Source organism: Nonlabens sp., from assembly GCF_018401815.1.
Classification (GTDB): Bacteria; Bacteroidota; Bacteroidia; order Flavobacteriales; family Flavobacteriaceae; genus Nonlabens.
In genome coordinates, this window is sequence record NZ_JAGYKG010000001.1 from 428,246 (window position 1) to 444,449 (window position 16,204).

Annotated in this window: 11 protein-coding genes; 3 read left to right on the top strand and 8 right to left on the bottom strand. The window is 38.4% G+C overall.

The features are described 5' to 3' along the window. The first annotated feature begins 53 nt into the window (after window positions 1-53). Both KG732_RS01970 and KG732_RS01975 read left to right on the top strand, forming a co-directional pair. Complete coding sequence (locus tag KG732_RS01970; protein ID WP_213520682.1) at window positions 54-1,838, top strand: helix-turn-helix domain-containing protein; 1,785 nt, start codon at window positions 54-56, stop codon at window positions 1,836-1,838. Between the two features lie 521 nt (window positions 1,839-2,359). Then, window positions 2,360-2,875 (top strand): hypothetical protein, encoded by a 516-nt coding sequence (locus tag KG732_RS01975; protein WP_213520684.1) that lies wholly within the window; start codon window positions 2,360-2,362, stop codon window positions 2,873-2,875. Window positions 2,876-3,003: 128 nt separating this feature from the next. On the opposite strand, the gene KG732_RS01980 is transcribed toward KG732_RS01975, so the two are convergent. The 8 genes from KG732_RS01980 to porU all read right to left on the bottom strand — a co-directional run bounded on the left by KG732_RS01980 (window position 3,004) and on the right by porU (window position 14,311). After that, entirely contained in the window at window positions 3,004-3,585 is a 582-nt protein-coding gene (locus KG732_RS01980) for a PepSY domain-containing protein (RefSeq protein ID WP_213520686.1), read from the bottom strand. A 399-nt stretch (window positions 3,586-3,984) separates the two neighbouring features. Continuing rightward, window positions 3,985-4,668 (bottom strand): SDR family oxidoreductase, encoded by a 684-nt coding sequence (locus KG732_RS01985; protein WP_213520688.1) that lies wholly within the window; start codon window positions 4,666-4,668, stop codon window positions 3,985-3,987. Next, window positions 4,661-5,662, bottom strand: a complete 1,002-nt coding sequence (locus tag KG732_RS01990) for a M20/M25/M40 family metallo-hydrolase (RefSeq protein WP_213520691.1) — start codon at window positions 5,660-5,662, stop codon at window positions 4,661-4,663. The genes KG732_RS01985 and KG732_RS01990 overlap by 8 nt, the downstream gene beginning before the upstream one ends. Window positions 5,663-5,922: 260 nt before the next feature. After that, window positions 5,923-7,596 (bottom strand): pyruvate dehydrogenase complex dihydrolipoamide acetyltransferase, encoded by a 1,674-nt coding sequence (locus tag KG732_RS01995; RefSeq protein ID WP_213520693.1) that lies wholly within the window; start codon window positions 7,594-7,596, stop codon window positions 5,923-5,925. A 3-nt stretch (window positions 7,597-7,599) separates the two neighbouring features. Further along, window positions 7,600-8,598, bottom strand: coding sequence for a pyruvate dehydrogenase (acetyl-transferring) E1 component subunit alpha (gene pdhA / locus KG732_RS02000; RefSeq protein WP_213520695.1), 999 nt, complete (start codon window positions 8,596-8,598; stop codon window positions 7,600-7,602). Window positions 8,599-8,751: 153 nt separating this feature from the next. Next, window positions 8,752-9,237: a cytidine deaminase gene (cdd, locus tag KG732_RS02005; RefSeq protein WP_367271479.1), complete on the bottom strand. Its 486-nt coding sequence runs from the start codon at window positions 9,235-9,237 to the stop codon at window positions 8,752-8,754. Continuing rightward, entirely contained in the window at window positions 9,238-10,413 is a 1,176-nt protein-coding gene (porV, locus tag KG732_RS02010; RefSeq protein ID WP_213520697.1) for a type IX secretion system outer membrane channel protein PorV, read from the bottom strand. Window positions 10,414-10,456: 43 nt separating this feature from the next. Continuing rightward, entirely contained in the window at window positions 10,457-14,311 is a 3,855-nt protein-coding gene (gene porU, locus KG732_RS02015; protein WP_213520699.1) for a type IX secretion system sortase PorU, read from the bottom strand. A gap of 197 nt (window positions 14,312-14,508) precedes the next feature. Here porU and gldJ point away from each other — a divergent pair, with 197 nt between their 5' ends. Beyond that, the gene (gldJ, locus tag KG732_RS02020; protein ID WP_213520701.1) at window positions 14,509-16,203 is read left to right on the top strand and encodes a gliding motility lipoprotein GldJ; all 1,695 of its coding nucleotides are present in this window, start codon (window positions 14,509-14,511) and stop codon (window positions 16,201-16,203) included. Window position 16,204 lies beyond the last annotated feature (1 nt).

The following is a 16,204-nucleotide window of genomic DNA, read 5'->3' on the forward strand; positions in this document are numbered from 1 at the left end:
GATGATTCCCTATCATTTTCTATAAAAAATACAAATCTAAAAATGACTGGAATATGGGAGGTGATAGAAAAATTATTGGAATTTTTTTGCTTTTTTTTGGTTGTTATTTTGCTTGTGGACAAGAGCAAGAGTATACTTTAAAAAATAAATCATTTGATGAATTATTTACAGCTACAAGTAAAACGAAATCTTTTGATCTAGCAAATAAAGTCGAAAACCAACTAATTCAAAAATTAAAAATTGAAAATAACTTTAAATTTCAAATAGATGGCTACCATACTCAAGCAATCATCAGAAATGATAAGTCCATATGGCGTTTTTGTGAGCGCGTGATCAACTTAATCAAGTTGAAAACAGGTATCGTATACCCAAGAGAAGCCTATCTACTAAAAGCCGATTATTTTTTTAACAACAGTATTTTGGATAAGGCCTTAAAAAATTATTTAAAAGTTTCCTTTTATTCTCAAATGAACAATGATCCGGAAAATATAATAAAATCAAAATATGATATCGAGACATTAAAAAGAAGAATTAATGAAACGGAAGAAGTATTAAGCCTGTATAAGGAAAGTTGTAAGTATTTGTTCACCACAGAAAATAAAATCGATACGCCATTATACTTTACTGTTCTAGCTGCAATAGCAAGCGTATATAACTACTTAGGACAACATGATTATTCTTCACATTATAATAAATTAGGCCATTTCAAGGCACTTAAGGATGAAAAAGAATCGCATACTGAGTATTTTGCACTTAACCAAGGAGCGTCTTTATATCATATGAGCCAACCATATCAAGAAGGGATTGATAGCCTAGCAAAAGACCTGCCATATTACGAAAGGAACGCGAAACAGACGAACCTATCTCTTGCTTATTATTATTGCGCAAAATCTTATTCCCATCTAGGCCAATTTGAAAAGTCAATAAACTACTATAAAAAAGTGGATACTATTTTTCAAATAAAAAGGAGTATTGATCCAATTTCTATAGCATCTTATCATGAATTGATTCAATATTATAAAAATAAAAATGACCTAGAAAATGAATTATTATATGTAAATCAATTAATTCAAGTAAATCGTGTATTGCAAAATGAAAATCTTTCTTTAAGTAAAGACATGTCAAAAGAATACGATATCCCTCAATTAAAATCTGAGAAAGAGCAAATTGTAAAACAGATGTACACTAACGATGCTTCTTTTAAACAAGTTCTCGCAACAGGGTTTATCATGTTATTCATTAGCCTTAACGTTCTCGTATATCAGTACCAGAAAAAAAATAGTTACAAAAAGAAGTTTGAGGCTTTAATGAATCCTATAGAAAAAAAGGCGCACGCGATAAAAATTGGGAAGAAAGGGAAGCAATTCAGAGAAACTATAAATAAGGGGGTCCGTAAGAAGTTAGCAAAAGAAAAATCTTTAGATATTTCTCCAGAAATAGTAGCTAGTATTTTAGAGGGTTTAAAATTATTTGAACAAGAACAACAATTTTTATCGGACACAATAACACTTCACTCCCTAGCCAAAAAGTTACATACCAATAGCAACTACTTATCAAGAGTTGTGAATACTTACAAAAAAAAATCTTTTGCAAATTACTTAAATCTGTTACGAATCAAACACTTTATACGATATGCTAAAAAAGACCCCGATGTAAGGAAGTTTACAATTAAGGCTATTGCAAGTGAAGTAGGATTCCGAAATACAGAGTCCTTTTCTAAAGCCTTTTTTAAATATAAAAGGATTAGGCCCTCCTATTTCCTTCAAGGACTACAAAAAAAATCAAAAAACTTAGTCCTTAAACAGAAACATCCCAATAGAACCATAGTTAGCAGATAAATTTTTAGAAATGTTTATTATAAGTTATTGCGATTCATTGCGATGGTTGATGCACTTCTCTTTTTAAAAGGATGGCCATTAGCCATTTTTATAAGCATTCTTTCAAGTACCAGTATCTTCCTAATATATCCTGCGCTAAGTCATTTTTCACATCTTATTATAGCGTTAACTTGTTCCTCATTTCATTAGGTAGATGGCTCAGAAGCACCTTTTTAAATCGCAACACTCAATTAAGTGATCTTTTAAAATGGGCTGCAACGTTAGTGTTCTTAGGATGCCTTGCTCCCTTTGTAAACAAGTTAAAAAATAGTATACAACTATAGAGATACTTCTTAAGAGCATTGAAAACACCTGAGATACGTGTGACACAATTTAAAATTAATAACCAAATGACTAGGTAGAAAAATTTTGAAGAGTGGCTAGTCATAATTAGAAAGTAGGCTCTCAAATATTGAAGAGCTTGCTTTGCATCCACCTTGCTCCAATTAAAAATCTTGTGAATAATCACTTAAAAAGCTATTATGAAAACAATCACAATCATTGCGGTACTTATGATCTCATTACTCAGTACGGCACAATTTGGTATCTCTTTACAAAAAAAAGAGCAGTTTCTTATTTCTACACATGTAGATGTAGGTGCTAGTATTGGAGAAAACGGCATGAATCAGGTATTAGAATTTGAATATACAGGAGCCTTTGGTTATGTAAAAGGCGGTTTTGAATACTTTTTAGGAACACCAGTAACTGATTATTATGAATGGCATGGCGCATTTGGCTTCAATATAGTGTCTGGTTATAACGAATTATTCCGTTTCTATAGCGGTATCAGGCTAGGTCGTATCTATAGACCTGATTATGGGGAAGCTGCCTTCTACGGTTTTGAACTTGGTGGTACTATCAAATTAAATAACAATTTACGACTGGGTTTAAGGGTTACCTCTGATAAACGCACTGATCAAGATTTACTGAATGACCCTATATTTTGGAGAAATAGTGGTTTTGTCTCAATGACATGGACTGTAAAGAACTTGAGGTGAGTTTTCCATGTTTCTATGTGTTAAGAGCATTATTTGAGGAGTTACCTATCAACACTATGGGTATCTATAACGAGCTCTCTTTTACTGTAGCATAAGTATAGGATGAGCTTCCTTCTTAGTAAAATTAACTATAAAGATGCTCTTTTTACTTTTCTCATTCGTTTAGGTCCATACCAGAGCCAAAATCCAGTAATGGTAAACATCAATAAAGAACTGCCCATTATGGAAGTATAGCACAATTTAATCTGATCGCCTGTAGTTCCCAAGTAATAGTCGAGTATGCTACCGTCATGTACTTTTTCAATAAAGTCAGAACGCCTTTCTTCTATGTGTAACAGTTTTCCTGTGGTTCCATCAAGTTGAATGCCCCAAAAATCTTCTACAAAGATGAACTTGATCATTCCCTTATCCTTTTTGATATCAATTCTATCGAGCTCCTGTGATAAGTCTGGTGACACCGAATCTCTAAGAACATTACAAGCAATGGCATGTAAACTATCTACCGGAAGCCAATGTTTAAAATCTGTAGAAATACCCGCATATGATTTGGCCTGAATGATGCCCCCTGTATTTTTTTTCCACCCTAATAAAACACCTGTTATAGAAATAAAGAAGAAAAAAATAAATAACACCGCTCCTAGAGTTCTGTGTATCTTCCTGATGCCTCTTAAAAATGCCGCTTGTTTCTTCACCTTACTACTCTTCTTCATATACTTGCTTATCAAATTTTATTAAAATGTTCCTATAGAACAGGTGTTCTATTTCTTTATAAAAGGATCATCAGTTGTCACGGGAAATTGGCCTTTATTTTAGAACATACAGCGCCAAAATACCTCCCAAAACTTACCTGTTCTGGATAGGAAAATAAAAATAAGGCTCCTCCTCTATGAATGGGAAGCGATTCGCTGTTGTTGATTCATCTAGTAGCGTTTTATATCTTATCATTTCATTTAGGATTCTTTGAGTTTGAGCACATCATAAAGGAAGATCAAGGTCGATAAGTCAGAAGGATCTTTCATCACAGGGATACCCTAATGTATGCCTTCTCTAATCTTGCTATTTCCACAAGCTGAAGGTTATAAAAGCCTCCTATTTATGCTTATGGATCCCTAAGGAGTACTCGCACTCACTTGGAGGGTTTTCCCATTATAGAAGGTATTGCCAGTAAGTGCAAAATCCATGATATAACTGGCCATTTCTATTGCAGTTAAAGGTGCTTTATACCCTGGAAATGCTTCTTCTAACATCTCGGTTTGCACCGCTCCTAAAGCAAGTGTGTTGAAGGATGGTCCGTTTTCTTTGTATTCTTCAGCTAGAAGTTCAAATAAGGTGATGACCGCTGCTTTGGCACTGGAATAGGCCGCAAGTCCAGGAAATTTAGCACTTCCTTGAATACCCCCCATAGAACTGATAGCAACCACATGAGTTTGTTGATTCATAGCAGGCATTAAAGCTTGGGTCAAAGCTGCTACTCCAAAAACATTTACCGCATAGCATTGCTGAAAATCTGCTGTAGTGAGTTCTTCAAAAGACTTGTTCACTAACATTCCTGCGTTGTGAATCAACACATCTATGTGATCCCATTTATCCAATACTTTCTTAGCCACTGCGTCTATACTAGAGGAATCACTCAAATCGATGGAAATTGCGTGTATCAAATTATTTTCTAGAGATTGAATGCCTTCTATTTTTCGCGAAAGCGCTACAACCTCATGTCCAGCATTTGCTAATAATTGGGCCAGTTCAAATCCTATTCCACGACTGGTTCCTGTAAGAACTATTCTTTTACTCATTAGTACTAGGGGTTAACTTCAATTGGTCTCCATTCACTACTTTAAAAACACCAGGCATTACTGCGTCAACTAACTCTGCCATATGAGTGGCGTTTATTTGAGAAATATTGTCTCCTACTTGATGGTAGTGATCAAAATTGGTAAAGTCAAAAGTGCTAAACGTTTGTGACGGCACATTAAATTCTTGAAAAAATGCGTAGTTATCAGATCTCATGAACAAGTTAAATTGAGCTGCCTGATCTAACTTTCCAGTCACGACACGGTCTTTGTTTGCCTCATTAAAAACAGCCGCCATATCAGAACTATCATGTCCCGTAAGATATGCGATGTAAGGACGGTTGACCATCGGGGTCCCTGTCATCTCAAAATTAAGCATTGCTACGACATTTAGGCCTTCCTTTTTCATACGTTGGGCCAAATGTTTAGAACCCAATAAGCCTTTTTCTTCGGCAGAGAAGAGAGCAAAAACAACTGTTCTTCTATTAAAATCTAGTTTTCTAAAATTTGCTGCAATAGCCAGCACTGTTGCCGTTCCTGTAGCATTATCATTGGCACCATTAGCGATACTGTCGCCAGCAACGGCTTGTATCATTCCTATATGATCATAATGCGCACCTATCACTACAACCTCATCCATAAGACTCTTGTCAGAGCCAGGAATCTCAGCGACTACATTAAAAGCTTCTGTTTCTTCAACTTCAAAATGATCCATATAGGACCCTCGATAAGGTAAAATTCCTATCTGAGCAAAACGCTCCGTAAGATAAACAGCTGCTTGTTCTATGCCTTCAGATCCCGTGTCGCGTCCTTTTAATTCATCACTGGCTAAATATTCTACATCTAATGCTAATTGAACCGCACTTGCTTTTGGCATTTTAATTTCTGTCAGTTGGTTCATGCTATTTAACGCCTGTCCCATCTTGTCAATTCCCTTGGAAGAACTACAAGCACTTATAAATGCTGCGATGAATAGAAAGAATACCGTGTTTTTCATAATGATCTTTTAAAGAGGAGTAAAGATAGCATATTGACTTTATTGGAAGAAACTAATCAAATGCGATTATTAACAGTGCTATTTTCTTTATTTCTACAATAACATAAAAGTCCTCTGTATTTTAAAGAACTTAAAGGAAGTGATTCGCCATGCCCACAACTTGTTCTTAACTTATAATGGTTTTTTATGTGGTTAACTAACAGAAATAAAAAAGCCGAATCTACAGATCCGGCTCCAATATAAAATTGAGATTTACTAGTTTAAACGTACATCACAATAGGGTTTTCAATATACGACTTGAAGGTTTGTAAAAATGCGGCTCCTGTTGCTCCATCTACGGTTCGGTGATCACAAGCAAGTGTGATTTTCATCACGTTACCTACAACGATCTGTCCTTCTTTTACTACTGGTTTTTGTACAATCGCACCTATAGACATAATAGCGCTATTAGGCTGATTGATAATAGAAGTAAACTCTGTTATACCGAACATTCCTAAATTAGAAATGGTGAAGGTACTTCCTTCCATTTCTTTAGGTTGTAACTTCTTGTTACGCGCTTTTCCAGCAAGTTCTCTTACTTGATCACCTATTTGTTGCATACTCATCTGATCTGCAAATGGCAATACAGGTACTAAAAGACCATCCTCAACTGCTACAGCAACTCCTATATGTATATGCTTGGCAATAATGGTGTTTTTTTCTGTCCATTGTGTATTCACTCTAGGATGCAATCTCAAAGCCATAGCTGCTGCTTTGATCACCATATCGTTAAAGCTAATTTTTGTATTCGGCAATTCATTAATTGCTTTTCTACTTGCGATTGCATTATCCATATCCAAGTCAAGACCCAGATAATAGTGAGGTGCTGTAAATTTAGATTCCCCTAAGCGTTTTGCAATCGTCTTGCGCATTTGCGAATTAGGAACTTCTTCAAAAGTCTCTGTTCCTACCGCCACAAATGAACTTGCAGCAGCAGCTGTAGGAGCTTTAGCCGTACTAGGGTTAAAACTTTCTATATCGCTTTTTACAATACGACCATTCTCTCCAGAACCAGAAACCCGACCTAAGTCAATACCTTTCTCTTCTGCCATTTTTTTAGCTAATGGAGATACAAATATTCTTCCAGAGGAACTTGAATTTGAATCTGAACTCGAACTTGAAGAAGGTGTTGCTGGTACAGCTTCCTTTTTAACTTCAGCTTTTGGAGCCTCATTTGGAGCCTCTTTTTGATCTTCTTTAGTTGTTTCTTTCTTGGGAGCAGCTGTTTTACCCATGCTTATTCCAGAAACATCGGTTCCTTTAGGACCTATAATAGCGAGAAGTGCATCCACCTTGGCAGTTTCTCCTTCTTGAATTCCTATTTTTAGTAAAGTACCTGAATTGAAAGATTCAAATTCCATAGTAGCCTTATCGGTCTCAATCTCTGCAAGAATATCGCCTTCTTCTACTAGATCTCCTTCTTTCTTCAACCAAGAAGCAACCGTTCCCTCTTCCATGGTATCACTTAAACGTGGCATATTTACTATCACCACCCCTTCAGGAAGATCTGAGTCTGAGTCAGTATCTTGTTCTTTAGAATCTTTAGAAGATGCTTCCTCTTGGTCTGTATCCTCGTCTTCTGACTTGGCATCTTTTTTAGCATCCTTTTCAGTATCTGAAGAAGCGTCTCCTTCTAGCAAGCTAGAAATATCTTCTCCTTCTTCGCCTATGATACACAATAGTTGATCTACAGGAGCCGTTTCTCCTTCTTGAACACCTATGTACAAAAGCGTACCATTTTGAAAAGATTCAAATTCCATGGTTGCTTTATCGGTCTCGATTTCGGCCAGGATATCTCCTTCTTCAACTTTATCTCCTACTTGTTTCAACCACGCTGCAACAACACCTTCTTCCATGGTATCGCTCAATCGTGGCATGTTAATTACCTCTGCCATCAGTTATAGTTTTGCTGGTAAAAATGGATAATCCTCTTGTTCATATACAGCGTCGTACATCACATTCTTATCTGGGAATGGAGAGTCTTCTGCAAACTTCTCACATTCTGCTACACGCGCTTTAACACGTTTAGCTATTGCTTTAAAATCTTCTTCACTCACATTATGATCCTTTACCAAACGATCTTTGACCTGAGTGATAGGATCAATTTTTTGATATTCGGCTACTTCGTCTTTAGTTCTATATTTTTGAGCATCACTCATGGAGTGACCTCTATATCTATAGGTCTTTAACTCAAGGAATGTAGGACCTCCACCAGATCGAGCTCTTTCAATTGCTTCATGCATGGCTTCAGCTACTTTTTCTGGATCCATTGCGTCCACTGGCCCACAAGGCATTTCATAACCTAATCCTAGCTTCCATATGTCCGTATGATTTGCGGTACGAGCTACACTAGTACCCATAGCATACCCGTTGTTCTCTACACAAAATACTACTGGAAGGTTCCAGAGCATGGCCAGGTTAAATGCCTCATGTAACGAACCTTGACGTGCTGCTCCATCTCCAAAAAATGTAAGCGTTACGGCATCTACACCGTGGTATTTATCACCAAAGGCTATTCCAGCTCCCAGAGGTATCTGTCCACCTACAATACCGTGACCCCCATAAAAACGATGTTCTTTAGAGAAGATGTGCATGGATCCACCTAGACCTTGAGAAGTACCAGTGGCTTTTCCATAAAGCTCTGCCATCACCCGTTTAGGATCCACACCCATTCCTATAGGTTGTACGTGATTGCGGTAAGCCGTGATCATTTTGTCTTTAGTCAAGTCCATGGCATGCAGGGAACCTGCAAGTATGGCTTCTTGACCATTGTACAGGTGCAAAAATCCGCGTACTTTTTGTTGGATATAAACTTGTGCTAATTTATCCTCAAACTTTCTCCAGAAAAGCATTTCCTCGTACCAGTTGAGTAAGACGTCTTTAGTGACTTTTTTCATGTAATTGCTCGTTAAGTAGTCCGCTTTCGCGAAAGCGGAACATAAGGGTCAAATATAAAGATCCTAGCCCAACTTCGCACCAAGCGAGGAGCAAAAATAGACGAAAAAATGCTAAGGAAAAACCTATTTTAGGGTTAAAATAGAACGCAAACGTTATAGATATTTCTTATCAAAAACAAGAGGGAGCAAATCCCGTAAGGAATGAGCCTTCATAACCTTACCTGCAGCACCCATAAAATAAAGCTCGATATCCTTATCTTGATTGTTTTCATACTCGGCAATAGATTGCCTGCAGGCACCACATGGTGGTACGGGTTGTTGAAAAGAATCATCTTTAGGACTTGCTGTAATAGCCAGTTTCAAAACCGCTACACCTGGGTATTGTGCTCCAGCTGCAAAAATCGCAACACGCTCTGCACAAAGCCCTGAGGGATAAGCAGCGTTTTCTTGATTGTTGCCAGTAACGATCTCACCGTTCTCTAACAGCAAGGCACAACCTACCGTAAAATTAGAATAAGGTGCATAGGCGCGTTGGCGTGCTTTTATTGCCACTTCCATCAAGGAGAAGTCGTTTTCAGCCAGCTCCTCTTTGTTGTCATAGACCTCTAGGGTCGCGCGTAATTCTAGCTTTTTGATGATCTAGTATTCTGTAAATTCATCACCAAAATTAAAAGTAAGACCAAATCTCAGAGTGCCTTCTAGCGGGCTGTTAATACGACTGGTGGAAAACAAATAAGAAAGGTCAATATTGATTTGTGAGAATTCAAATCCGGTACCTAGGGCTAAAAATTTTCGAGCGCCCTTGTCGTCGGCCTCATTAAAATATCCAGCTCGTAATGCAAAAGCTTCATTATACGTATACTCCACTCCTAATGCCCACGTAAACTCTCTAAGCTCTTCACTAAAACCTCCAGGAGCATCACCAAAGGACTGAAACATTCCAGTAATAAAAGTTACATTGTCGTCCTGCCCTTCTATGATTTCGCGGGGTATCCCATTGCCATTGGCATCTCCATCTTCTCTAATTGGTGGTGTGGGAACCAGTAATTTGTTCACTTCGGCAGTCACTCCTATTTTACTAAATCCGTCGTTAAGGATAAAGTCAAAACCTCCCCCTAAAGCCATGTTGGTAGGAATAAAGTTTTCTTGTCCCCCGGCGTCGTAAGATACTTTTGGACCTATATTACTAATATTAAAACCCCCTCTCCAACGGCCGTTGAAGTTATCATAGGCTTCTTCTTCTGATTGGTAATAACCAGAAACATCTACTCCAAAACTATTTGCCGCACTAGCATCACTATCCACTCCCTGAATACGCAAATCAGATCTTAAAAAACGACCCGTTACCGCCATAGCAAACTGTTCGCTTAATTTGAGTGAGTAGGTACCGTCTAAGACAAATTCATTCGGATTCTCTTCTCTACCTGGGTCTGCTGCGTCCTGACGCAAGATAATAGACCCCAAGGAAAAATACCTTAAACTTCCCGCAAAAGCACTTTGCTCGTTGATTCGATTAGAATAAACCAATTGTGCAATAGCAATATCATCCACAAGATTTCCTAAATACGGTGTGTAAGCAACACCAAATTTGTGTTGTCTTGTACTAAAGGCATACTTAGCAGGATTCCACTGTTGTGACCAGGCATCTGGACTGGTTGCAACACCCATATCACCCATACCAGCAGCTCTAGGATCTCCAGCAATTCTCAAAAAAGGCAAGGCTGTGGTGATGACTCTGGTATCGTTATCCTGGGCCTTACTTAGTTTAGGAAATGCAAAGGATACTACTACAAAAAGTAAAAATATATTCTTCATTAATCAATTTTATGGGATCGCAAATATATGTTAATCCCTATTATTATAAAATAACGAGCTTTTCAATTTTGCTCGCTGACTTGTTAGTTAACGTAGATTTTACGGTAATCTTATACACATAAACTCCTTTTCCTAATCGTTGACCAAAATCATCTCTTCCATCCCAAGTAATTTCTCGAGACGTAAAACCAGTCGTAGTAAGATTTTGATTCTTAGTCCAGACTACTTTACCACTTACGGTCATTACTTGTACTTGTGCATCTAACGGCTCAAAAGGGCGGTTGTGATTGAACCAAAACTCTGTGTAGGTGGTAAACGGATTGGGGTAATTCAACACTCTAGACAGCTCCACTCCATCAGATTCTGACACGACAAATTGAATCTCATTCATCGCACTATTATTATAAGTGTCCCAAGCTGTTACTTTTAAGGTATGAAGTCCCGGCGCTATATCTCTTAATGGGAACAACACTTTTCCTTTTGTAAAATCGTCCTCATTGGCTTCATAATAATCATTCAATATAAACGGATTGGTTTCATCCCCATCTAATATTCCAGTGATATCGTGACCTATACCACTAGAGGTATTGATCCCGTTATCATCATTTAAAAAGGCTAATAAAAAAGGATCGCTGTCTGTGATGCCGCCAGAAACAAAGTTGGTGTCGTTCATAAACAAGCCTACTTCTGGCCCTATATCATCTATAGGAGCATTGAGATTCACACCCCCTATTTGTATATCTTGAGAAAAGCCGTTTTGATCTTCTAGCCGGTTGGTTCTTTTTGCATAAAAGGATACTCTCCCGTTACCTAAAGGAATTTGTGTGTCCCTAGGCATGATAAAATCAAATTCAAATTGCCCATTAGTAATGGTTGACTGACCTCTGAATAAGGCTTCCCCCAACTGATTAAATCGCAACTTAATAATTTCCCCAGGAGGAGAGCCTGAGCCTGTTTGTTCTCTGGTATCGTCATTCCCCAGTGTTTCCCGATTGATCTCTTTATCGTATACCGTCACAAACAACGTCCCCTGATAATCATTGATACGCGTACCAGATAAGGTTTGTACCTCACCACTTAATGTCACTTTATCTAATGCTTTAAGCACATCGGTATTGGTCGCAATCGGATTTCCATTTACAGAACTCAATACAACACGAGGCTTTGGGAAAGCTAGTTTTAAAGCAGGATCACCTACAAAAGCTATAACACGGCGCGTAGAATTAGATTGAAAACGGGGATCAGTTTTAGAAAGCCGCAACGCCTCGGCCATAGAAGTAGGCGCTACATTATCGTAACTGAATAAATATTCATCTATAATGTTGTTAAACCCTGCTCCTACATTTACAAAAATCAATCGGTTAGTGGCCACTAATGAAATTGCTCCACCCTCTGGATTTAAATAAGTTAACTCCCCACCACTAACACGTAACGGATTATCATAGCGTGTAAATTCACAAGTCACCGTTATAAATAAAGGAAGTGTGTTGGGGTTGCGCAGATTTTCTACCAAGGATTGGGTAATAACAAATTCTCGAGCCAAACCATCTTCATTTCCGTGGCCAAAATAATTGATTACCAAGGACCCTTGTTCAAAAGCATCCTTTATATCATTTACCGCATCAGGATATTTAGGCCCTCCTGCAGTACTGAACTGCTGATAGCTATCCAATAGGATTTTATTGATGTTGTAATCTGGTCGGTTAGTGAAAATTTCATCTGCGAGATCATTGACGCTTTCTTGTAAAATACCATCAGAAGCAACATCAACATCGTCTCCTATGAGCGTTAAATTATTCCTCCATTTATTAAAAGCCGGCGCTGCCGTATAACTAATGACCTTGTCTACCATTTCCCTAGCTTCTTGTAGGTCACTCACAATCATGCGACCTACCGCTAGATCCATCAAGTTATTTGCTGTAACCCCTCCTTCTCCGTTGTCCATAAAAACGAAAAAATCATCGGTACAATAAGAAGTGGTCAGAGAAGTACTCTCCAGTGAAAAATAGGAAGGCACAATATTATCCCGTATCCTAATCCTGTCTTTATAATCATAACTTGTATCTCCAAAGAGATTTAAGTATTGAATCCTATTTGCTGGAGAAGAAGCATTGTCATAGATATACCGAACAAAATTTCTGATCGCACTGATGTCTTGTCTTCCTTCAGAGAATTCATTGTAGATTTCTTCTAGAGTCACCACTTTAGTGTTCAGGTTGCTTTCCGTGATGTGATAGTTGGCCAGTCGTTGTGCCTCAGATCTCAAAAATTGAGGGGCTACAATAAGGTAATCGATATCACTAAAGTTTCCAGAAGGATCATCAAATATGGTCCCCTTCAGATTTTGATTGGCGACACGACTGTTACTTACAGCAACAACATTGTAGTAATCATTAGGATCGACAGCTATATATTCCTTGTCCTGACCACCGTTATCTGCAAAAGAAAAAGCTGCACTTTGAGAAGTATTGACCGCCTTGCGCACATTATAAGGATCGGTAACATCCCAAACCTCATTGATCGCTGAAGCATTGGAGAACTGGTAAGCGACCACCCCAGCTTGAGATGAAGCGTTGGGAACCCTAAACCTAAACTGTTCTCCCACCCCAGTAAGGCGTTGCGGCACTTCAAGACCTATATAATCAAGATAACCAGAAGCACCTGGATTTCCATTATTATTGAAAGAAACACTAACTGCTACCGCACTGGAACTAATATTGGTGCTATTATTTAAAAAGATAGCACGACTCGCAGCCCGTATGTTTTGACCACCTATCCCAGAGAGATTGGAACTTCCTAAAGTCTGCCCGTTTACGCTAAAGGACATAGAAGTAGCATTATCGGCGACAGCACCTGTAGTAATTCTAATTCTTGCTGGTAAGCTACTGACTACATTTTTAAACTCAAAGTCAAAAGATTGCTCTGGCTCAAAGTCAAAACGCTCTCCATACCAAATGCGACCTATAGAAGCAATATTTCTTTCATCTACTTCATGATGCTGCTTGGCATAATAATAGTCATAAGTCACCGCAGCCACTCCAGTAGGTTGAATAAGCGGTAGAATACGCTTCCCTACCCCACCATCTACAGTAAGGTAGTAATAAGAAACATCAGTATAGGGATTGACATAACTATCATTTTCTGCCACATAATCAGAATCTGTAGAGACCCCGTAAAATAGTATTTGATCATTGTTATCAAAACGCCCATCGGCAGCTCCAGTTACCGTAATAGCAATCTCTGGAGCATCGTACAACTGCTCATCGCTATTGACCAATGGTAAAGATGTACCGCCATGACCATATATTTTAATTCGAGCAGGATCAACGCGACTTACATCTATTCCTAAGCTAGAAAGAAAAGACCTATTGATACGGTTGACTCCTGTTTTATCTACTTTAAATCGGTACCAGTCTCCAGAGGCTAAAACAGAGTTGCCAAAACTGGCATTCTTAACTGCTGTGGTAAAAGGAGCGTATGCATAGGTATAATTAAACGACAGCACCTTTTTATATTGATTTCCTTCTTTATATATGGGGGAAAGGCTCAATTGAGCATAATTGCGCTTTCGCGAAAGCGCATTTCTCAAGGTATATTGTAATCCATTGGGAATCTGTGAACGATCCAACTTCCCTAATTCTGAACTCCTGAGGTTTTGGGTCCTTAAATTGGTAATGTTGATAGAAAATTCGTCCACTCGTTGATTGACCTGATAACTTTTTGACCAAAGTAGATTTTCACCATCAAAAACGTGATTTTGCTTAAAAAAAGGGACCTCAAATTGCTGGTCACCTATGTCAAAAGACTTAAACCCCTGCCATTCAACAGATTCGCTACCGCTCTGGGCAAGCGCCACACCACATATAAAGAAGATTATAAAGAATAAAAAATGCCTCATCCTTAGTTTAACGGTCGTTACGAGTAATTAGTATATCCATAAAATGGTGTAAATAAAATGGAATCAAATAATAAAACCCTTTCATCGGCGTTTAATATGCTTAAACGACAAATGTAATGCGAATAATGTTAATTAATGCTTTCGTATTTGAGGGAAATAATTATATTGCGACTCATTTTTCAAAACAAATTTCCAAAATGAAGAAGTACGTTGCAGTAAAAGCAGTCTTTGGTCTCTTAGCCGGTATGGCAATAATAGGTTGTGGTAGTGGAAACGATTACACTAACACCTCTCGTGGAACCGGTTGGGATGTAACCGGTAAAAACGGATTTGAATTAAGTACCAATTATAAAGAACAAGACACGGGACCGGGTCTCGTATTTATAGAAGGAGGTACATTCACTATGGGCCGTGTAAAAGACGACCCCATGCATGATTGGAACAACACCCCTAATCAACAGCATGTGCAATCCTTTTACATGGATGAAACCGAAGTGACTAACGCTATGTATCTGGAGATGCTAGAATACATCAAAGCGGTTTTCCCTGCTGATGACGAAGCTTACAGCAAAATTTATAACGGAGCTGTTCCTGATACGCTCGTGTGGAGAAATCGTTTAGGATACAATGAAGAGATGACCAAAAACTACCTGCGCCATCCTGCATACCAAAACTACCCGGTTGTTGGAGTAACATGGATTCAAGCAGTTGAATTTGCTAACTGGAGAACCGATCGTGTAAATGAACTTATTCTTAACGAGCAAGGCTATACTTCAAAAAATGCCCTTACTGCAAATCAAGGGTCACAAGAAGTATTCAATACAGAAACTTACCTAGCTGCTCCTACTTTGGTTTATAAAGGAGATTCTACTATCACAATGGGTGGTAAAAGATCTGAATCAGTTGTGAAAAGGAAAGAAGCTAGAGCCGCAAAAGACAGCACCCTACAAGTTAAAGGGCTTTATGTAACAAGAAAAGATGGAATTCTTTTACCTGCTTACAGATTACCTACAGAAGCAGAGTGGGAATATGCTGCCTTAGGATTAGGAAGTATAAGAGAATACAACTCTTACAGAGGTAGAAAAAAATACCCATGGGACGGACAGTACACGAGAAGTGGAAAACGCAAAACACGTGGTGATCATTTAGCTAATTTTAAGCAAGGTGATGGAGATTACGGAGGTATTGCTGGTTGGAGTGATGATGGTGCCGATATAACTGCACCTGTAAAATTCTACGAGCCTAATGATTTTGGGGTTTATGAAATGGCTGGAAACGTATCAGAGTGGGTTGCTGATGTATACCGACCAATGATAGATGACGAGTTTAACGATTTCAACTACTACAGAGGTAACGTGTACACCAGAAATAAAATTGACAATAGCGGTAAAGTAGCTATAGTAGACAAAGTTGATATTGACGAAATTCCTTATCAAACTTTGAGTAACGGTAAAGTAATTGCCCGCGCATTACCAGGTGAAATTGAACAAGAAGCTATCGATGAAGACGAAACTTATTTGAGAACCAATTTTGATAGAAGCGATAACCGTGATTTCCGGGATGGTGATGCACAATCTACAAGATATTTTGCTTCAGATAAGACAACTCAAGAAAATCCTGATAACAGAATGTACAACTCTCCAGTGCACAGTGCGACTGTAAATGATGACGGTACTCTAAATCGACAATACGACACAGACTCTAATCGAACTTCGCTCATCAACAATGAAGTTAGAGTTATTAAAGGTGGCTCATGGAGAGACCGAGCCTATTGGTTAGACCCTGCTTCTAGAAGGTCTTACCCACAAGACATGGCTAAGGACGACTTAGGTTTCCGTTGCGCAATGTCTAGAGTTGGGTCAAAAGCTAAAAAGACCAAAACTCCTAGATAAT